Here is a 19,716-nt window from a genome sequence, read left to right on the forward strand (position 1 = left end):
CGGCGGGCGTTCGTCCCGTGTTCGGGTATTCCGGACGAGCGAGCCGAGTCAGCCGATCGGCGAGTGGCCGAGCAACACCCGCCCGGTGAACCGGGTCTGCTTGGCCCGTGGCAGCGGGTGGAACAGGCAGCCGTGGATATCGCGGTACCACATCTCCAGCTCACAGGTGCGCGAAAAGCCAGCGCCACCAACGGTTTCGATGGCCAACCGGACGGTGTCGACGAGTGTGTCGGCGGCAACGGTCTTGCGGCTGAGGGTGCGCGCGCCGTAGGCGTCGGTATTGTCGAACCGCAGATTATCCGAATCGGTAAACATGGCGGCGATCAGATCGGCGGCGATGGTGTGCGCGTTCATCATTTCGCCGGCGAGTTGGAAGGTGTGCGGTTCGGTCCGATCGGCCACGAGTGCTGCGGTCAATTCGATCGCGGCATCGGCGATGCCGAGATAGGCCGCCAGTACCAGTGGCAGGGCCGCGCCGATCACCACGTTCAGCACCGGGGGCCACACGTCGGCCGGGCGGGTCAGCGAGATCGCGGCATCGGGGACGAAGACATCCTCGAAGACCACCGTGTGCGATCCGGTGGCCCGCAAACCGATAGTGTCCCAAGTCTTTTCGATGTGCACGCCATCGGTGTCCAGTGGTATCGCAAAGTGCAGCACCTGCGGTCCCCCCGGTGCGTCACCGCGACGCACGCTGGTCACCACCACATTGCCGACCTCGCAGCCGCTGGCGGGCGCCTTGCGCGCGCTCACCCGGAAGCCGCCATCGACTCGTTCGGCCCGGCCGTTGGATTCGACCCAGTCCGAGGCGCCGGTGCTGACCAGGATCGCGCCCGCGGCGACCTTGCCGAACACCGCCGAGGCGTCGATACCGTGGTTGTGCCGCCAGACCTGCGCGGCCACCAGATGGGTGTGCATCGCGAAGGCGACGGCGGTGGACGGGTCGTGGCGGCCGAGTTCGCGCAGAATCTCGCCCATTTCACGGTGCGATGCGCCGCCGCCGCCGAATTCGGTCGGCACGAGCGCGGCGGAGAGTCCGGTGGCGCGCAGCAGGTCGAAGGCGTCGGCGGAGATGTCCCCGGTACGGTCGCGCCGGGCGACATCGGCGCGCAGGGTTTCCCCCACCCGGCGCGTCCGGGTGATCCAGTCGGTAGTGGTGTCGGTGATGTCATCAGTAATAGTCGTCATGTTTCGAAGTTAGGAACGGCCGCGATAACCGAATAGTCCAGAAAGTGGACTCTCCCGGTCCAGAAAATGGACCTCGGATCGCGAGGTGAGCATGACGAGCACGACCGCAGGCTACGGCCAGTACTGTCCGATCTCCCGTGCGCTCGATGTGCTCGGCGAGCGCTGGTCGCTGCTCATCCTGCGCGATCTGCTCATCGGCACGAGCCGCTTCAATGATCTGGCCCGCGGTCTGCCCGGGCTGTCGCGCAGCCTGCTCGCCAAGCGGCTGCGCCACTTCGAGCGGGCCGGACTGATCGACAAGGTCGGGACCGAATACCTGCTCACCGCGGCCGGTCAGGAACTGGAACCGATCCTCTTCGGCCTGGGCGAATGGGGTGCACGCTGGACCTTCGGCGAACCGCAGCCCGAGGAGTTGGATGCGGGTCTGCTGGTGTGGTGGATGCACTCCCGGCTGGATACGTCCTCGTTCCCGGGTAAGCGACATGTGCTGTGCGTACGCTTCACCGATGACTTCCGTCGTTACTGGATCGTGATCGAATCCGGCATCGCCTCGGTATGTGATGCCGATCCCGGCTATCCGATCGACGTCACCATCAACTCCGATATCGATTCGCTGTACCAGGTTTGGCTGGGCCGCATCCCGCTGTCGCATGCAATGCGAACGGGTCGAGTGGAATTCCATGGGCCGTCTGCGCTCACCCGCCGCATGCCGTCGGTGCTGCGGCTGAGTCCCGTTGCGGGATACTCGGATCCGTCCGCAGTCCGGGACCCGGTGACCCGCGCGTCCTGAGCCGGCCGCGCTGTCCGTCGCGCCGTCGATATGTCGCGTTGTCCGCCCCCGTGCGCAGTCCGGGACCCGGCGACCCGTGCCTCTCGAGGCAGCCGCGCCCGTGGCGCCGTCGCGTTGTCCGCCGCCGTGCTGCCGACCGTTCGCCGTCGGGGCCGTGGCCACCCTCGCCCCTCGAGGCTGCCGTGCTGCCCGCCTCGCCGCTGCTTCTTCCGCCGTCGCGCCGTCGCCCTGTCGATCCGTCGCGGCGTGGAGCGGTCGCGCTGTCCGCCGCCGCGTTGCCCGCCCGACGTGGAGCCGCTGACGAGCCGAGTGCCGCACCCGTTGAACTCGAGCTTTGTCGGTGCCTACAGCGAGCACGGCGGCCACAGAGGGGCGGCGTAATGGGGCTCTGATCGAATCGCGGTGCCGTCGCCGTCATCGGTGAGGTTTGGTGGGATCTTCAGGACTGTTGGTAGATGTAGTAGCGGTAGACGCCGTCTTCGCGATCGGCCCACAGCGGGCATTCGTCGTCGGCGATGCCTTCCCACGCCAACGCTAGACCGGCGTCGTGTTCGGCGGCTGTCTTCGCGTCGTCCAATGTTGTTCGGGTGGTGAGGGTCTCGTCTTCGGTGCCGCAGAACTCGCAGCTGTGCACCTTTCGCACCTCGTAGACATTCACTCGATCACCTCCGGATAGTTCAGGGTATGCCGCCCGCTCGATCGTATTGCGGTACTTCTCGCGCTCTGGTTGTGGTGCGTGGCGATAACGCGCGGCGGCGGCAGCCGATAAACAGCTCGACAAGCTCGTCCGGCCGGGGGGTCGTGCGTGTCGATCGGAGATATCCATCGGGGCATCGCGCCGAATACTGTTGTGGCGCTGCTTCAAACCGACAGCACAAGGAAGTTTTCCATGTCGAAACGGACAGCATCGAAAGCGATTCGGCGGTACATCCCGCTGCTCACCTGCGGCGTGCTCGCAGTCGTCGGATGCGCCAGCGAGCCCGCCGGCGATCATCCACCGACGTCGGCAACGACCCGGTCTACGAGCAGCGGACCGGAAAACGCCCAGCCGTCGACCGGCCAGCCGTCGACCGGCGGTCCGACGGCGACGCAACCAACGACCGGTGGGCCTTCGAGCGGCGAGCCGACGACAGGCCAGCAGGTCGCACCGCCCTGCGTCGACGGCCAGGTCCTCCTGGGCGCGGATCCGATGTCGCCGGGGCTCGGCCACCGTGGCGTCCGCTTGCACTTCGGGATCCCCACGGCCAGCGGCCCGTGCACGCTCACCGGATACCCCGGCGTCGATACCGGCGCGGGCGGGCCGCTGGTGCACGCGACCCGAACCCCGCGTGGCTATCTAGGCGGCCTCCCGAGCGGCGTCGACACCCCGCCCACCGTCGTGCTGGATCGTGATCACAACGCGGAAGCAGTCGTGGAGGGCGTGGCGTTCGACGCCGCGGGAAACCCGTGCCCGACCTACACCGATCTGCAGGTCACTCCGCCGAACACCACCGCAACAGCCCGGCTGGTGACCTCGATCGACACCTGCGAACTGCAGGTCCACCCGGTCACCGAGCCGACCGCCTGAGTGATCTACAAATTGCCGACGATGTGTTCGAGGCGTCGCGCGACGAGTTCGCGCGCCTGCTCGCGCAGGGCGGGGCGGTAGCCGCTGGGGTACACCGGGTCGCCGGGGGTGTAGTCCTTCAGGACTTCCTTGGCGAGGGTGATCTTGTGGACCTCGGTGGGGCCGTCGGCGATCGCCATGACCTCGGCGTAGTTCATCATGTCGACGAAGGGCAGGTCCTGGCTGACGCCGATGGCGCCGTGCAGGTGGAGGGCGCGCTGGGCGATATCGTGCATCACCTTCGGCATCGCGACCTTGATGGCGGCGATGTCCTTGCGCACCTTCAAATAGTCCTGTTCCTTATCGATACGCCAAGCGGTACGCAGCACGAGCAGGCGGAACTGTTCCATCTCGATCCAGCTGTCTGCGATGCGTTCCTGGGTCATCTGCAGTCCCGCGAGCGGGCCCTTGCGCATCGGCCGCGAGACGGCGCGCTCGGCCATCATGTCGAAGGCCCTGCGTACCAACGCGACTGTGCGCATGGCGTGGTGTACCCGACCGCCACCGAGGCGGGTCTGTGCCACGATGAAGCCCATACCCTCCTGGCCGAGCAGATGGTCGGCGGGCACCCGGACATCGGTGAAGCGCAGGTGGCCCTCGTGTTCACTGAACCCGTGCACGTGAAAGTTCTTGACGATCTCCAGGCCGGGAGTGTCGGCGGGCACGATGAACATCGACATGCCCTGGTACGGACTGACATCCGGATCGGTGACCACCATGACGATGTGGAAGCTGGCGAACTGCGCGTTCGAGTTGAACCACTTCTCGCCGTTGATGACCCAGGTGTCGCCGTCGCGCACCGCGCGGGTCTTGAACAGCGTCGGATCCGAGCCGCCGGTCGGTTCGGTCATCACATAACAGGAGCCGATCTCACCGGCGAGCAGTGGCTCCAGGTACTCGGCCTTCTGTTCCGGCGTGCCGTAGTGCGCGAGGATCTCGGCGTTACCGGAATCCGGTGCCTGGCAACCGAATACCGACGGCGCCCAGACCGATGTGCCCAGCACCTCGTTGAGCAGTCCGAGCTTAAGCTGCCCATAACCGGGGCCGCCGAGTTCGGGCCCGAGATGGCAGGCCCACAGCCCCTGCTCCTTCACTTTTTCCTTCAGCGGGCGCATGAGCGCCATCGCCTCGGTGTTGGTGCGGTCGTAGGGATTCGGGTAGAGCAGGTCGAGTGGCTCCACTTCGGTGCGGACGAACTCGGCCGCCCAGTCGAGCTTGCGCTGATATTCCGGATCGGTTTCGAAATCCCAAGCCATGGTCAGCCTTTCGTTGTCGTTGTGACAATGCCATCGAGAACGGTGGATGCGAGGATGTCGGCGATTTCCCCGGGGGAATGGCCGCCGTGCGGGCGATACCAGAAGATCACCATGTTGAGCATGCCGAGCACGCTGTTGGTGACCACGTGGTCGTTCGTGCGCAGCAGGCCCGTTGCGTGACCAGCGTCGATGACGCGTTGCCAGCACTCCTGCACCTCGTCGCGCATCTCCTGCAACTCCTCGCCGCGGTCACCGGTCAGCGCGGTCACATCGCGCAATTGGATGGCGACCTCGCGGCGGTGCTCGATGATCAGGCCGACGTGACTGTGGATCAGCCTGCGCAGCTTGCCGATCGGGTCATCGGTGCCGCGCGCGATCCGCTGCGCGTCGGTGAGCATCAGCTGGATGTAATCGCGCAGGATCTGCCAGAGGAGTTCTTCCTTGGACCCGATGTGGTAGTACAGCGCACCCCGCTGCACCCCGGCCCGGTCACCGATTTCGGCGACGCCGGTGCCGTGGAACCCCTTCTCCGCGAACAGTTCCACTGCGGCCGCGACGATCCGCCCCCGTGTCGCCTCGGCTGTGGTCTCCGCGGCAGGTGGACGTCCGCGGCGGCGCGGCGAACCGATCTCGGGCGCACCCGTCGCCCGGCCACCACCCCCCAACGAATCGCTGCGCGAGGCTCTCATCGTTGGGGATCCAGGACGACTTTGGACACCCCGTCGGCTCGATCGGCGAACATGCGGTAGGCGTGTGCACCGTCCGACATCGGGAACCGATGTGTGACAACGGCTTCGGGCCGCAGTCGGCCAGCCCCGGTGAGCCGGAGCAGCGCGGGCAGCTCGTATTGGATCGAGCACAGTCCGATATGGAATTCGAGTTCTTTGACCTGCGCCAGCTGCATATGGAACGGGAAGGCGCGATTATGGCTGACGCCGATCACACTCACTCGCCCACGATGTCCGACAGCGCTGATGGCCAGCTTGATGGTCTCATCCGCACCGACCGCTTCGATCGCGACATCCGCGCCACCGCTCAGCAATTCGCGAATGACGGTCTTGGGCTCGTCGGATTCGACCACCTCGGCACCCAATTCGACGGCGCGCTTGCGACGTTCGGGCACCAGATCCACCCCGAGCACCCGCGACGCACCCATCGCGAACGCCGACTGCACGGCCATCAGTCCGACCGGGCCGAGTCCGATCACCACCACCGTCTCACCGGGCGCGATGCGGGCGCGGCGCGCGCCGTACCAGGCGGTCGGCGCATTGTCGGTGAGCACGATCGCGGCCTCGTCGCTGACTGTGTCGGCCAGCCGCACCAGGTTCCCCTCGGCGTGCGGGACCGCGAGAAATTCGGCCTGTGCACCTGCGAGCGATCCGCCGAGGCCGTAGCAGGCGTCGACCGGCAGCGGATGCCGTTCACAGGCCGCCACGATGCCGACCTTGCATTTCGCACAGCGATTGCAGCCGACCGAGGCGGACACCAGCACTCGATCACCGGGAGCGAATCCCTGGACGTCCGAACCCGATTCGACGATCTCACCGACCGCCTCGTGCCCGACGCTGTAGCCGGTGCCGCTGGTGAAGCCGTGCCCGGCATAGATGTGCAGATCACTACCGCAGATCCCGGCCGCCGTCACCCGGACGATTGCCCCGTCCCGACCGGGCAGTACCGGATCGGGTACGTCGGTGAACGAGATCTGTTGCGGGCCAGCGTAAGTCAGTGCTTTCATCGCCAGCCTCCGTCCAGGGCCAGGGTGGCGCCGGTGCAATAGGCCGAGGCGTCCGTCGCGAAGAACAGTGCCGCGCCGACGATCTCCTCCGGCTGCCCGACCCGCCCCAGCGCCATATGTCGGGACAGTTCCGCCCGCAATTCATCGGGCCACGCCTTGGCGATATCCGTGGCGAACGGACCGCACTGAATCGTATTGACCCGCACCGTCGGCCCGAAGCTCTGCGCGAGGCCGCCGGTGAGATTGGACAATCCGGCCTTGGCGGCCGCATAGGGGACCGCGAGCGGTTCCGGTCGCGCCGCCTCGATCGAGGAGATATTGATGATCGAGCCGCCACCGGCGGCCGCCATCCGGGTGCCGATCAAGGTCGACAGTCGGAACGGGCCCTTGAGGTTGACCGCGATCACCTTGTCGAACATCGCCTCGCTGACCTGATCCAAGCTCGGATACAGCAGCGACATCCCGGCATTGTTGACCAGCACGTCGACCCGGCCGAACTCCGCATATGCCGCCTCGGCCAGCGCATCGCACTGCGCCCACTCGCTGACATTGCATGCCACCGGCAACGCCCGCCGTCCGTGTGTGTTCTTCACCTCATCGGCGAGTTCGACGCACCCGTCGAGTTTGCGGCTGGCGATCACTACATCCGCCCCGGCGGCGGCGAAGGCCAGCACCATCTCTCGGCCCAGGCCCCGGCTACCGCCGGTAACCAGCACGACCTTGTCCGCCAACGACTGTTCCGGCAATGCCACCTTGCGCTCCATTGATCCCGATGCGGAGAAATGTTCCAGTCAGTACATTAATTCGGCGGACCGATACAATCAAGGGGTCCGGGCGATCCCCGCAAGACATCCATCGCGACTCGCTGACGAACCGGCATCCGAGGTTCGGTGTGGCGGCAGACAAAAGCGCCGCGCGGCAATCGACCCGACGCACCGTCACATCACTACCGACGGGTAACATTGGTTGCGATTTTTCCCACCCGGCTTTCTCAAAAGTGAGGCAGTAGATGACAGAGCGGATTCAGGTCGGCGGGCTCCAGGTGGCCAGCGTTCTCCACGAGTTCATCGAGAACGAGGCGCTCCCCGGAACCGGCGTAGATTCCGCCGCGTTCTGGGCCGGAGCCGAGCAGGTCATCAATGACCTCGCCCCGCGCAACCGCGCCCTGCTGGCCGAACGCGACGAAATTCAGGGCAAGCTCGACGCCTGGCACGCCGAGCACCCCGGCGCGAACTATGACAAGGCCGCCTACAAGAGCTTCCTGGGCGACATCGGCTACCTGCGCGCGGAACCGGCCGACTTCACGATCGCTACCCAGAATGTGGACGCCGAAATCGCCACCACCGCGGGCCCGCAGCTGGTCGTGCCGGTGATGAACGCCCGTTTCGCGATCAATGCCGCGAACGCGCGCTGGGGTTCGCTGTACGACGCGCTCTACGGCACCGATGCCATCTCCGAGGCGGACGGCGGCGAGAAGGGCACCGGCTACAACCCGGTCCGCGGCGCCCGCGTGATCGAATTCGCGCGCACGTTCCTCGATACCGCGGCCCCGCTGGCCAACGGCTCGCACCTGGCCTCGACGCACTACGCGATCGATGGCGGCAAGCTTGCCGTCACGCTGAGCAACGACCAGGTCACCACCCTGGCCGCCGACGGTGCGGAACTGGTCGGCTACCTGGGCGATCCGGCCTCGCCGAGCTCGATTCTGTTGAAGCACAACGGTTTGCACGTCGATATCCAGATCGACGCCGCCTCGCCGATCGGCAAGACCGATCCAGCGGGTGTCAAGGATGTGGTGCTGGAGTCCGCGGTCACCACGATCATGGACTTCGAGGATTCGGTCGCGGCGGTGGACGCCGAGGACAAGGTGCTCTGCTACCACAACTGGCTCGGCCTGATGAAGGGCGAGTTGGCGGAGAAGGTGACCAAGGGTGATAAGACCTTCACCCGCACCATGAACCCGGACCGTGTCTACACCGCGGTCGGCGGCGGCGAACTGGTGCTGCACGGCCGTTCGCTGCTGTTCGTGCGCAACGTCGGTCATCTGATGACCTCCGACGCGATCATCGATGCCGAGGGCAATGAGGTGCCAGAGGGCATCATGGACGGCCTGATCACCTCGCTGATCGCCAAGCACAGCCTGCTCGGTGATACCGAGCTGAAGAACAGCCGCACCGGTTCGGTCTACATCGTGAAGCCGAAGATGCACGGCCCGGACGAGGTCGCCTTCACCAATGAGCTGTTCGGCCGGATCGAGGATGTGCTCGGTCTGACCCGCAACACCCTCAAGGTCGGCATCATGGACGAGGAGCGCCGCACCACGGTCAACCTGAAGGCGTGTATCCATGCCGCATCCGAGCGCGTGGTGTTCATCAACACCGGCTTCCTGGACCGCACCGGCGACGAGATCCACACCTCCATGGAGGCCGGGCCGATGGTCCGCAAGGCCGAGATGAAGACCCAGCAGTGGATCCTGTCCTACGAGGATTGGAACGTCGACACGGGTCTGGCCACCGGCCTGCCCGGCAAGGCGCAGATCGGTAAGGGCATGTGGGCCATGCCGGATCTGATGCACGACATGCTCGAGCAGAAGATCGGCCACCCGCGTGCGGGCGCCAATACCGCGTGGGTGCCTTCGCCGACCGCCGCCACCCTGCACGCGACGCACTACCACCAGGTCGACGTGTTCGAGCGGCAGCAGGAGATCAGCGCCGATGGCCGTCGCGCCACCGTCGACCAGATCCTGGAGATCCCGCTCGCGGCGAACCCGAACTGGACCGCCGAGGAGAAGCAGCAGGAGCTGGACAACAACTCCCAGGGCATTCTCGGCTACGTGGTGCGCTGGATCGACCATGGCGTCGGCTGCTCCAAGGTGCCCGATATCCGCGATATCGGTCTCATGGAAGACCGTGCAACCCTGCGCATTTCGAGCCAGCTGATGGCGAACTGGCTGCGCCACGGCGTGGTCACCGCCGATGAGGTGGTGGCCAGCCTGCAGCGGATGGCGCCGGTGGTCGACAAGCAGAACGCGGGCGACCCGAACTACCGGCCGATGGCGCCGGACTTCGCGAGCAGCGTCGCGTTCCAGGCCGCGAAGGAACTGGTGCTCGAAGGTACCAAGCAGCCCAATGGCTACACCGAGCCGATCCTGCACCGGCGTCGTCGGGAGGCCAAGGCGCTCGCCTGCGTCTAAGGGCGTTGTGTGTCTGAGGAACTCGTGAATCCCCCGCCCGGTAGCCTCTTGCCGGGCGGGGGATTCCTTTACCACAGGGCGGCCATCGGCGAGGTGGATGACCGGTTTCGGCCTATGTAACGATCCGTTACCCTGGGCGCTGCATGGGATAGTCGGATGTGAGGAAGTTCTATGGGAAGCGTTGTCCTTGATGTGTTCGCCCTGCTCGCCAATCGCGCGGCACAGTTCTGGAATTGGATGGCTACCGGCTCGGCCGGTTTCCCGCCGCTGTAATCGACGAGCGGAACATCTTGTGCGACAAACCCCCGGTCATGGCTCCACGTAGGATGCCGTGGCCGGGGGTTTTCCTCCGCCCGGCGATATCTCCTCCGGCCCGCGCCGATTCCCTTCGGGGATAGGGCCCGCCGACGTATCTTCTTGACATGAACAGCGGCCGCCCCCGACCGACACCGCTCTGGTTCGAGCTCTGGATGGGCGCCATCACCGCCGTCATCGCGCTACTCTGCGCGGCGCTGTGCTGGGAGCTGGCGGCCCAGGGCAGCTTTCCGACCGAAGTGCTGCTGTGGGTGGGGCTTTCGGTCGTCGGCGTGGTTGCCGTCTGCTTCGCGATCCTCGGCCTGATCCGCTACCACGCCATCCTCGTCGGCCTGGCCGCCCCGATTCTCATCGCCGTCCTCGCCGCCCTGGTGTGGTACGAGATCCCCCAGTCCGCCGGTTGGCGCCTGTCCCGCCCCATCCTCGAAGATCAGGCCACCGCCTGCGCCAATCCGGGCCACCGCACCCGCCTCGGCGTCTACAGCGTCACCTACATCACCCGCCGCGACGGTGCCTGCCTCTTCTATGTCGACGGTGGAGCGACGAATTCCGAAGGCTTCGCCTACTTCCCGGACAGTGCCCCCAGCATCGGCGAACCCGCCGCCGGTGGCATCGGCTACGAACCCTTCCATGGCCCCTGGTACCGCTTCGTCGAAAGCACCTGACGACTGGCCGAGGCCGTTATCGGAGCCGAAGCTTGAAACCTGGCACATACCAACGTCATACATGAGCTCGGATGCACCGATATCGCCTAGTGCGTATCGGGGCGATGCGGATCTGCGAAGGATGCGACCAGGCTGGCGGGCGGCGGGCGAAAACGGGATTTTCAGCCAGCTGGTTCAGGTTTGGGTTCGATCCAGAGAGCTTCGGCCAGGGCGCAGAGTTCGCCGGAGGGTGTGGCGAGGGCGATGCCTACGGTGTGTTTGCGGCCTTGGCGGGTGATGGGCCAGGCGTAGGAGATGTAGGGGGAGTCGGGGTAGATGGGGTGCAGTTGGGTGGCGGTGAGGGCAGCGGTGACTCCGCCCATGCGCATACCTTGTTTGCGCATCGCGGTCCAGCCGCCGGGACAGTCGAGGGCCGACCAGACGACTTCCGGCGGGAGTCGGCCGGATTCGTCGGCGAGTTCGGGGTCGGGGGTCCACGCGGCGAGGATGAGATCGTGGTCCGGAGTGTCCCAGGTGAGTAGGCGCAGGCCCCGGCCGGTTGCGCAGGCGGCGCCGCAGCCGTAGCAGTCGGTGACGCGGCGCGACACCATGGCCGCATCGGTGACCGCCTTGGCCTCGGCCCAGGTCGGAGCGGGTGGAGGATCGATGGTGAGCACCGCCGGCGTGGCTTCGGCGAGCAGCACGCCGTCGGCGTCGGTGAGCCTATGTCCACCGGATCTGGTGGGGCGCAACGACATCGGTGCCTCCAGCGGCACCTTGGCGCGGAAGTCGACGCGCACCTCGGCGGCCTCGGACCGCCCGGCGAGCAGACCCGCCACATATCCGCCGAAGGCAACGCCGGGATACCCGTGCACGTGTTCGGGAACGGTGACTGCCTCGGTCCGGATCACGTATCGCTCGATCCTTCCTATGCCGTTGATCTAGATCGACCATACCGGGGCCGGCTATTGCAGTGGCTGACCGCCGAGTTGGGTGAGCAGCACGCTGAGAACGCCGGCCTCCTGGCTCTGGCTCTGGAACATCGACCGCGCCGTTTCCTTGACGGGGCCGGAGGCCAGCAACTCGTCTGCGGCGCGAGCCATGGCCAGTCCACCCTGATGGTGGCGCAACATCAGTTGCAGGAAAAGGATTTCGGCATCGTGACCGCGGGCGGCGGCGAGCGCATCGAGTTCGGCGGTACTCGCCATGCCTGGCATCGTGTCCCCGGTCGGCTGACCGGCAAGGGCGGTCGAATGCTGGTGCGACGCAGCCGCATCGGCGTGCATCCAGGCCATCGGGTGTGGCGACAACGGCGACGCATCCGCCAACCGCAGCCACCCGAGCATCGTGCCGATCTCGATGCGCTGGGCGTCCGAGAGCTGCTGTGCCAGACGCAGTACCGTCGGGGCGACCCCACGATCCAAGCGCTGCACCATGATCAGCGCCTGCTGATGATGTGCGGTCATATCCTGCGCGAACCCGATCTCCACCGAGCTGAGAACCGGTGCGGCCGTATGGCCTTCGGGTAGGACGAGCGGCCGCACCGCCGCGCCGACAACCAGCAGAGCGAAGGCTACGCAGGCGAACGCCGCGACTCGAAACCAGCGGGACATGGTCACGACCCGACGGTTGATCGCTGATCCGCGGGTGCCGTGTACACGTCATTGTCGAGTTGCAGCACCATGAATCCGTTATCGGAGCAGGCGACATACAGCTGGTTGCCGCGCCACTCCGGCGGCGAGAAGCACCAGTCGGTGGAGACATCACCGAAGGCGAGGTTGCCGGTGCGCGGCGTGAGCGCGTCCAACGGATTGAACTGCCCCTCGAGTACCGCGCGTGCGGCCGGAGGTGCGCTCATGAACGGCACACCGATGATCGAGGCGAGGGCGTGCGGAGAGTTCCAGAGACTCAGGTTCTGCCCGGTGCGGGCGGGCGGGTTGAAGTAGGCGATCTCGTGGATATTGTGCGGGTCGCGGATATCGAAGACCCTGATGCCGGAGGAGATCCAGCCACAGGCGAGCGCCGTGGGATCGTCGGGGCGGTCGGCGGCGCAGTAGTGCGATTCGTAGGCGAAGGCCGAACCGCCCATGGAGCTACCGATATTGCTGTCGATATTCTGCAGCAGATTGATCTCCAGCTTGACCTTCCCGGCGACCTTGGGGGCGGTGTCATCGGAGATATCGATGAGTTTCACACCGCCGGAACCACCTTCGTCGACGGTGTAGAGGTACGGCTGGCCGTCATAGGTCACCGGGACGCTGTGCTGGGTGGCCCACCCGTCGGTCCAGAAGGTACGGCCGATATGGGTGACCTGTGGGTTGGGGTCGCGGCGCTGTACGGAACTGATGTCGAGCACGGTGAATCCGCCGAGTGCCGACAGATACATTCGGTTGCCGTCCGGGCTGATGCCGAAGCCGTGCGCCTCGATGCCGGTCAGGCCCTGCCAGATGACGTGCGGATTCGCCGGATCAGTGAGATCGATGGCGCTGACGAAACCGGGTGCGATACCCGAGGCCCAGTAGGTGCGGCCGTCGGGGGACCAGCCGCCCTCGTGCGTGGTGATCGGCAGCGGCATCAGCAGATTCGAGCCGGGACCCGGATTGAGCAGCTTCGGATACGCGCAATCGGAGATGTCGTAGACCGACAGATAGCCGACGCCCTCGCCGACCGGTACACCGGTACCGACCAGCAGTTTGCGCTCGGTATTGACCTTGAGGCTCTCCCAGGTGCCCGCCAGCATCGCGGGTTCGGTCAGGGTGACCGTCGGCCGTGGATCGGCCGGATCGGAGATATCGAGGACTTGGACGCCGCGACCCTCGCTGATCAGATCGCCGGGAAAGAACGAACCCAGATAGGCGCAGTGGTCGAAGCTGGTGGAGGTGATGCCGGCCCCGCGCCCGGCGTAATTGCCGACCATCGACATATTGCAGCGGTAGCCCTGGGTGCTGCGCCGACTATCGCGGTCGGCGGCCGGAACATCACCCTGCAGCCCGGTTTCCGGCATCGATCCCGGTCCGCAGTCGGCCCGCGGCACCGAGGTGCGGCCGATATCGAGGAATTCCTGGACCGCGGTGGCGATATCGGACTGTAGATCGGCCGACGCGCTGCTCGGCAGCATCATCGCGGCGAGGACCGCCGTGGCGAGCAGAGCCAGTGGCCGGGCTCGGCGCAGTGTCAGTTTCGGGTGCATCGTTGCATCCCAACTTTCCTCATCATGGGCGCAGACGGCGCCGACTCAGACGGAACATGAACTGACTGCATGGTAGTAACAGGCGGTAACTTAAAGGAACATTTTGGTGAAAATAGCTGGTGGACAGGGTGTTGCGGGGAAGCGCTCAGTCGACGGCGATTGCGGCGGTGTCGGATGTTCGCAATGTTGTACAGGCATCGAAGAGAGACTGTCTGAGTCTCGTGTATCGCTCGGTCGGTGCCGACTGCGCCCGGACGTCACACGTGTGGGGCGACATTCTGCACGAAGCGAGCGTCCTCTGCGTAGCAGTCCGGATCGGTCGAGGAGCCTGTGGTGGAACAGGTCTGATCGCTACCCGGTCTCGATCGCGGCCGCCGGAAGCGGCCGCGATCGAGCGCTGTCAGGCCGGGTCGACGCGGAAGACCGCGATCTGGTGAGCCGCCGCGGCGACGCCGTCCGGTGTCGCAGCCTCGGCCAGACCCGTTGTGACGAAACGCTTGCCGACACTGGCCGGACTCCCGGCGACCAGCTCGTGCAGCAGCGGCCGACGCTCTTCCACCGAAATCTCGGTCAGCCGGGCGGTCGAGGTCCGCCGACCGCGCGTCAGTGTGACCGCCTCCGCCGCACGAACATTGGCCACCCAGGCGGCCTTCGGGAACGCCTGGAAGATGTATCGGCCGCCCTTCAGCTTGTTGACCGCGATCGGGAAGGTGAGCACCCTCCCGGTTCGGCGTCCCGTGACCGTCAGAAGCTGCATCGGGCCGAAGGCGATACCCATGCGCTGTAGGCCGACGATGATCTTGTTGAAACTGTTTGTCCGACGGCGGTAGCTGTTCTCGTCCATGTCATGGTCCTCTCGTGAAATAGAAAGTGGCGCCTCAGATGCGCTGCGCCTCGAGCACCAGGACCGGCAGCAGCATCGCGCCGGCCTCGGTGAATTCGGGTTCGAATCCGTGCTGCGCGAAGGCGCTCAGCATCCGGCCGACCGGCCCGGCCACTTCCAGTCGATCGGTGCGCAGTGTGGTGACCGACCAGGTCGGCGGCTCGAATGCGCTGCGCAACTGCTGCTCGGTGATCGGATACGGGGCATACAACTCGGCGTGATCGGTTCGCAGGAAACAGAACTGGATCAACCGGCCGCCGGGTTTGAGCACGCGCGCCAGCGCATGCACGTGGGTGACACGCTGCTCCGGATCGAGACAGTGCAGCAGCGCACTGCTCACCACGGTGTCGAAACACGCGTCGTACCCATCCAGAACCACGGCGTCGGCGACGTCGAAGGTCGCGGCGACCTCTCGTTCGGCAGCGCGGGCGCGGGCCTGTTCGATAGCGGTGGGGGCGACGTCGAGGCCGGTCACTCGGTATCCGAGTCCGGCGAGGTGGACGGCGGTGTCTCCTGGTCCGCAGCCGACATCGAGGACCTCACCGACGATACGGCCGGTGCGCTCGAAATCCAGCAACAGTGGTTGCGGCCGACCGATGTCCCAGGGTGGCCGGTCGATGGCAACACCCGGAAAGACCTCCTCGCCGCGATACAGCCGCTCGTAGTCGACGGCGGGCGGGGCGGATGGCGGAGTCTCCTCATGGTTGGTCATGTGCGCCTTTGCCTTTCGTGTCCATCTACTTGTTCGTTGCCGAAGGTTCGGCCGTCATGCTCCGCCCGAAGTAGTGCCAGGCGGCGCACTGCGTGCCACCGCTGGCGAAGTGAACTTTCACTCGTTCCGAATTCTCTTGCACCGCAACCTCCGGCCGAACTGGTTCCGCGGCCGCCGGAGGCTGCCGGAACATCGCTGGATACGTTACCAATATTCTATGATGCCAATAGAATACAGAAACCGTACTTTATGGCAATGATTGCTGGTAGAACGATGATGGTGGATGCCAGTGCCCATCGAGACCGTGCTGCCCGCGACGACCGTTTTGCCGACCGTCCGAGGCGCGCTTCGTGAACCTGTCCACCGGTGATCGGACGATATGGCGAAGACGAGCGCATGGACGAGTTGTGTGCGCACTACTCGGAGGCCGACCTCGAGATCATCGCCGACTTCCTGCGCCGAACCGGTACCGCCGAGGACGAATCCGCCGAGGAACTGATCGAACCCTGACCGTCTCCAGCCGTGTCGTCACCAGCGGATACCTTGCGGGTCAGGGGTTTCGCTTTCTGGTGCGGGCAGGGTTGGTGCCGGCCGCGGGGCTTGGTTGATTTCCGGTGCCGCATCGCGGCGGTGGCCCTGATCGGAGTGGAGCGTCTCGACGGGCTGGCTATGGCGCTTCGGGAGCCAGGGTGAGGAGGTCTTGGCACGCGGTGAGGAGTCGAGCGCGCAGTACGCGGGCTTGTTGGGCGATATCCGACTGGTGGCGGACGTAGTCGGCGCGTCCGGCGGGTGTTTCGATGCGGACCGGCTCATAACCGTATGCGGTGAGGTCGTATGGACTCGCGCGCATATCGAGTTCGCGTGCGGCGCAGGCGAACTCGAAGTAGTCCAAGAGCAGGTCGGAGGAGATGAGCGGGGTCAGTTTGAAACCCCATTTGTAGAGGTCCATATTGGCGTGCAGGCAGCCGGGCTGTTCACGGGCGACCTGGTCGGCGCGGGTGAGGGGTTCCGCGTTGCGGCCGACGGCATTCGGGGTGAAGAAGCGGAAGGCATCGAAATGAGTGCAGCGCAAGGACATTGATTCGACGACCGCGTCGGTGCCGGTGCCGCCGAGGCGGAGCGGGACCTGTTGGTGGCGGACCTCGTCGGTTTTGTACACCATTGCCCATTCGTGCAGTCCGAAGCAGGACAGCTGGGCCGGGCGGGATGCCGTGGCGCGCAACAGATTCGCGATGAAGGCGATGGTGTCGCGGCGTCGCGCGAGGTAGGCCGGGTCCGCGGTGTATGCGGACGCACCGGATGCGGTATCCGCACCGAACGTCCCCTCGCCCGACTCGGCGTGGTCGGGCAGGTCGATGCGGTGATATCCGCGGCCCCCGTCGTATTCGCGCGCCCCAGCCAATGCGATGCCGAATCCCGGGTGCCACCGCCGCAACTGCGCGGGCTTGTGCCCGTAATACGTGAACAGAAAATCGATCACCGGATGTGACGAACCCGCCGCGCGTCGTTCGAGATACGGTCCGACGAGTTCGTCCAGCCGAGCCCGGTGCGCGGCCGCCCTGGCCCGCCACTCGGACTCGGCCAGCACGATCATTCGATCACCCGGTGCGTCCCGTCACGCACGGTGCCGACGAACTCTTCCACCAGATCCTCCAGCGCCACAATGCCGACTGTATTGCCGCGATTGTCGACGACCCGGCCCAGATGCGAGTTGGTGCGGCGCAACCGAGCCAGTGCCTCGTACAACGTGGTGCCGGAGCCGACGGTCGGCAATGGGCGAATATCCGTACGCGGTATGGGTGTATGCGGCCCGGCGCTCTCGTCGGCGACCTTGTCGAGCACATCCTTGACATGCAGATACCCGACCAGCGAACCATCGCTCGCGCGCACCGGATACCGGGAGAAACCGGTCTCCGCGACGGCGGATTCGATATCGCCGAGCTCGGTTCCATTGCCGCGCAACGGAACCGAGCGAGTCGTCGCCAGCGGCACCATCACATCGCCGACGACGCGATCGGACGTGCCGAGCGCCTGGGTGAGGCGACGGTGTTCCTCCTCGTCCAGCAATCCCTCCGAACGGGATTCACCGATCATCTCGGCGAGCTCCACACTGGAAACCGTGGCGTCCAGTTCGTCCTTGGGTTCGATCCGCAGCATCCGCAGCGACAGGTTCGCGGCCAGGTTGTAGAGCGCGATCACCGGACGCGCCAACCGCAACCACATCAGATGCACCGGAACCAACAGCAGCGCACTGCGTTCCGGTCCGGCCAGCGCGATATTCTTCGGAATCATCTCGCCGAACAGGATGTGCAGGACCACCACGATCGTCAGGGCGACAGCGAATGCGATCGGATGCAACAGTTGTTCGGGCATACCGACCAGATCGAACGGCCCCTCCAGCAGGTGCGCGACCGCTGGTTCGCCGACCCGGCCGAGCAGGATCGAACATATGGTGATGCCGAGCTGCGCGGCGGCCAACATCATGGACAGGTTCTCACCGGCCCGGATCACCGTGTCGGCCTTGCGTTTTCCCTGTGCGGCGAGCGCTTCGAGGCGGTCGCGGCGGGCCGAGATCAGCGCGAATTCGGCGGCGACGAAGAAGGCGTTGCACGCCAGCAGCACCACCGTGAGCAGGACGCCGAGGAGATCACCCATGGCTGTTCTCCTTGGCATTGTGCGCGTTGGCGTGATGCGAGCTCAGCGCGGCGGCGGCGACCGGGACCAGCCGGATCCGGTCGATGCGCCGCCCGTCCATCCGTTCCACCTTGGCGATCCAGCCGCCCTCCTCCTCGTCGTCCGGATAGCGGTGCGAGGAACGCGGATTCGGCAGTATCACCTCATCGCCGGTGACCGGGATGCGGCCGAGCCGGGTCAGCACCAGACCGCCGAGCGTTTCGTATTCGCCCTCCGGCGCGTCGTATCCGGTGGCGCGGGAGACCTCGTCGATGCGGAGCAGACCCGAGCAATCCCAGCCATCGGCGACCCGGCGGACATCGCGTTCTTCCTCATCGTGTTCGTCTCGGACATCGCCGAGGATCTCCTCGATGAGGTCCTCCATGGTGACAATGCCCGCGGTGCCGCCGTATTCGTCGACCACCAGCGCGACCTGCATACCGTGTGCGCGCACCCGCTCGAGGACCTCGTCGCCGTCGAGGCTGGCGGGCACGATCGGCACCGGGCGCGCGAGCTGATACAGCGGGATGGTTTTGCGGACATTCGCCGGATGAGTGAAGGCCTGTTTGATGTGCACCACGCCGAGGGTGTTGTCCAGATCGCCATCGATGACCGGGAAGCGGGAGTAACCGGTGCGGCTGGCGGCCGCGATGAGGTCGGCGATGGTGTCGGACTTGTCCAGGGACTCGATCTTGACCCGGGGCGTCATCAGTTCTTCGGCGCTGCGCTCGCCGAACTGCAGCGAGCGGTCGACCAGCTGCGCGGTGCGGTGGTCAAGGGCGCCGCGCAACGCGGAGGTGCGTACCAGCGAGCCGAGTTCCTGCGGGGAGCGAGCCGAACGCAATTCCTCGGCGGGTTCGACGCCGAGGCGGCGGACCACCCAGTTCGCGGTGCCGTTGAGGAAGCGGATCATCCATTTGAACACCACCGAGAAGGCGACCATCGGGCCCGCGGTCACCCGCGCGGTGCCGAGTGGCTTGGAGATCGCGATATTCTTCGGGACCAGTTCGCCGTAGACCATCGACAGCGAGGTGGCCAGCACGAGTGCCAGCGTGAGCGAGATGCCCTGCGCCGCACCCTCGCTCAGGCCGAGCGCGGTGAACAGCGGCGATAGCAGCCGGGCCAGCACCGGTTCGGCGATATAGCCGGTGATCAGGGTGGTGATGGTAATGCCGAGCTGGGCGCCGGAAAGTTGGAACGACAGGGTGGTGTGGGCTTGTCGGACCATTCGCGAGCGGGCGTCTCCGACGGTGCGCACATGCGATTCGACGGTGCTGCGTTCCAATGCGGTGAGCGAGAATTCGGCGGCGACGAACAATGCCGTGCCGACGGTGAGGGCCATGAGCCCGACCAGGCTGAGCACGGTGAGCACGACGGACATCGTCAGCACCACCTGCGAGATACACGACGACGGGCTGAATCGAATCGGGCTGCTGTGAGAAGGAGAGCGCCGGGTTTGTCACCCGGCTCGGTAGAGGAGCCCTCCTGTGCGGCGCCCTCGGACGCGGGTGACAACTTGTTCCTCTCGGCA

19 protein-coding genes are annotated in these 19,716 nt (G+C 65.8%); 5 read left to right on the forward strand and 14 right to left on the reverse strand.

The genetic code is table 11. The features are described from left to right. Positions 1-48 precede the first annotated feature (48 nt). On the reverse strand, positions 49-1,188 hold the full coding sequence (locus tag ACQP1G_RS18540; RefSeq protein ID WP_433205723.1) for an acyl-CoA dehydrogenase family protein: 1,140 nt from the start codon (positions 1,186-1,188) through the stop codon (positions 49-51). 91 nt (positions 1,189-1,279) lie between these two features. On the opposite strand from ACQP1G_RS18540, the gene ACQP1G_RS18545 reads away from it, so the two are divergent. Further along, entirely contained in the window at positions 1,280-1,978 is a 699-nt protein-coding gene (locus ACQP1G_RS18545; protein ID WP_433205726.1) for a winged helix-turn-helix transcriptional regulator, read from the forward strand. A 439-nt stretch (positions 1,979-2,417) separates the two neighbouring features. On the opposite strand, the gene ACQP1G_RS18550 is transcribed toward ACQP1G_RS18545, so the two are convergent. Beyond that, a complete protein-coding gene (locus ACQP1G_RS18550; RefSeq protein WP_433205729.1) occupies positions 2,418-2,636 on the reverse strand; it encodes a hypothetical protein in 219 nt (72 codons plus the stop codon). Positions 2,637-2,867: 231 nt separating this feature from the next. Between ACQP1G_RS18550 and ACQP1G_RS18555 the strand changes: the two genes are divergently transcribed. Then, complete coding sequence (locus ACQP1G_RS18555) at positions 2,868-3,545, forward strand: DUF4232 domain-containing protein (RefSeq protein ID WP_433205732.1); 678 nt, start codon at positions 2,868-2,870, stop codon at positions 3,543-3,545. Between the two features lie 5 nt (positions 3,546-3,550). Here the strand turns inward: ACQP1G_RS18555 and ACQP1G_RS18560 are convergent, their stop codons facing one another. From ACQP1G_RS18560 to ACQP1G_RS18575, 4 genes are read right to left on the reverse strand one after another with little or no spacing between them, the layout of a single operon-like run. Further along, positions 3,551-4,840 carry an acyl-CoA dehydrogenase family protein gene (locus ACQP1G_RS18560; protein ID WP_433205735.1) on the reverse strand — a complete coding sequence of 430 codons (1,290 nt, stop codon included), beginning with the start codon at positions 4,838-4,840 and terminating at the stop codon, positions 3,551-3,553. Positions 4,841-4,842: 2 nt separating this feature from the next. Further along, positions 4,843-5,529: a TetR/AcrR family transcriptional regulator gene (locus ACQP1G_RS18565; protein ID WP_433205738.1), complete on the reverse strand. Its 687-nt coding sequence runs from the start codon at positions 5,527-5,529 to the stop codon at positions 4,843-4,845. Further along, the gene (locus ACQP1G_RS18570; RefSeq protein WP_433205741.1) at positions 5,526-6,575 is read right to left on the reverse strand and encodes a zinc-binding dehydrogenase; all 1,050 of its coding nucleotides are present in this window, start codon (positions 6,573-6,575) and stop codon (positions 5,526-5,528) included. The genes ACQP1G_RS18565 and ACQP1G_RS18570 overlap by 4 nt, the downstream gene beginning before the upstream one ends. Continuing rightward, entirely contained in the window at positions 6,572-7,327 is a 756-nt protein-coding gene (locus ACQP1G_RS18575) for an SDR family NAD(P)-dependent oxidoreductase (protein WP_433205744.1), read from the reverse strand. Before ACQP1G_RS18575 ends, ACQP1G_RS18570 begins: the two co-directional genes overlap by 4 nt. A 257-nt stretch (positions 7,328-7,584) precedes the next feature. Here ACQP1G_RS18575 and ACQP1G_RS18580 point away from each other — a divergent pair, with 257 nt between their 5' ends. Both ACQP1G_RS18580 and ACQP1G_RS18585 read left to right on the forward strand, forming a co-directional pair. Beyond that, the gene (locus tag ACQP1G_RS18580) at positions 7,585-9,768 is read left to right on the forward strand and encodes a malate synthase G (RefSeq protein ID WP_433205746.1); all 2,184 of its coding nucleotides are present in this window, start codon (positions 7,585-7,587) and stop codon (positions 9,766-9,768) included. Between the two features lie 422 nt (positions 9,769-10,190). Beyond that, positions 10,191-10,748, forward strand: a complete 558-nt coding sequence (locus ACQP1G_RS18585; RefSeq protein ID WP_433205749.1) for a hypothetical protein — start codon at positions 10,191-10,193, stop codon at positions 10,746-10,748. Positions 10,749-10,909: 161 nt separating this feature from the next. Here ACQP1G_RS18585 and ACQP1G_RS18590 read toward each other — a convergent pair whose 3' ends face one another. The 5 genes from ACQP1G_RS18590 to ACQP1G_RS18610 all read right to left on the reverse strand — a co-directional run bounded on the left by ACQP1G_RS18590 (position 10,910) and on the right by ACQP1G_RS18610 (position 15,512). After that, on the reverse strand, positions 10,910-11,638 hold the full coding sequence (locus tag ACQP1G_RS18590) for a hypothetical protein (RefSeq protein WP_433205752.1): 729 nt from the start codon (positions 11,636-11,638) through the stop codon (positions 10,910-10,912). 54 nt (positions 11,639-11,692) lie between these two features. Then, on the reverse strand, positions 11,693-12,340 hold the full coding sequence (locus ACQP1G_RS18595; protein WP_433208622.1) for a DUF305 domain-containing protein: 648 nt from the start codon (positions 12,338-12,340) through the stop codon (positions 11,693-11,695). 2 nt (positions 12,341-12,342) lie between these two features. Then, the gene (locus ACQP1G_RS18600) at positions 12,343-13,917 is read right to left on the reverse strand and encodes an LVIVD repeat-containing protein (RefSeq protein ID WP_433205755.1); all 1,575 of its coding nucleotides are present in this window, start codon (positions 13,915-13,917) and stop codon (positions 12,343-12,345) included. A gap of 400 nt (positions 13,918-14,317) precedes the next feature. Then, on the reverse strand, positions 14,318-14,761 hold the full coding sequence (locus ACQP1G_RS18605) for a nitroreductase/quinone reductase family protein (RefSeq protein ID WP_433205758.1): 444 nt from the start codon (positions 14,759-14,761) through the stop codon (positions 14,318-14,320). A gap of 34 nt (positions 14,762-14,795) precedes the next feature. Continuing rightward, positions 14,796-15,512 (reverse strand): class I SAM-dependent methyltransferase, encoded by a 717-nt coding sequence (locus ACQP1G_RS18610; RefSeq protein ID WP_433205761.1) that lies wholly within the window; start codon positions 15,510-15,512, stop codon positions 14,796-14,798. A 366-nt stretch (positions 15,513-15,878) separates the two neighbouring features. Here ACQP1G_RS18610 and ACQP1G_RS18615 point away from each other — a divergent pair, with 366 nt between their 5' ends. Next, positions 15,879-16,022, forward strand: coding sequence for a hypothetical protein (locus ACQP1G_RS18615; RefSeq protein ID WP_433205764.1), 144 nt, complete (start codon positions 15,879-15,881; stop codon positions 16,020-16,022). Between the two features lie 157 nt (positions 16,023-16,179). Here ACQP1G_RS18615 and ACQP1G_RS18620 read toward each other — a convergent pair whose 3' ends face one another. The 3 genes from ACQP1G_RS18620 to ACQP1G_RS18630 are packed head-to-tail and all read right to left on the reverse strand — an operon-like array spanning position 16,180 to position 19,566. Next, positions 16,180-17,106, reverse strand: a complete 927-nt coding sequence (locus ACQP1G_RS18620) for a 3-methyladenine DNA glycosylase (RefSeq protein ID WP_433205767.1) — start codon at positions 17,104-17,106, stop codon at positions 16,180-16,182. Next, a complete protein-coding gene (locus ACQP1G_RS18625; RefSeq protein WP_433205770.1) occupies positions 17,103-18,167 on the reverse strand; it encodes a hemolysin family protein in 1,065 nt (354 codons plus the stop codon). Before ACQP1G_RS18625 ends, ACQP1G_RS18620 begins: the two co-directional genes overlap by 4 nt. After that, positions 18,160-19,566: a hemolysin family protein gene (locus ACQP1G_RS18630; RefSeq protein WP_433205773.1), complete on the reverse strand. Its 1,407-nt coding sequence runs from the start codon at positions 19,564-19,566 to the stop codon at positions 18,160-18,162. The genes ACQP1G_RS18625 and ACQP1G_RS18630 overlap by 8 nt, the downstream gene beginning before the upstream one ends. Positions 19,567-19,716 lie beyond the last annotated feature (150 nt).

It is taken from the genome of Nocardia sp. CA-107356, assembly GCF_050946365.1.
Taxonomy (GTDB): domain Bacteria; phylum Actinomycetota; class Actinomycetes; order Mycobacteriales; family Mycobacteriaceae; genus Nocardia.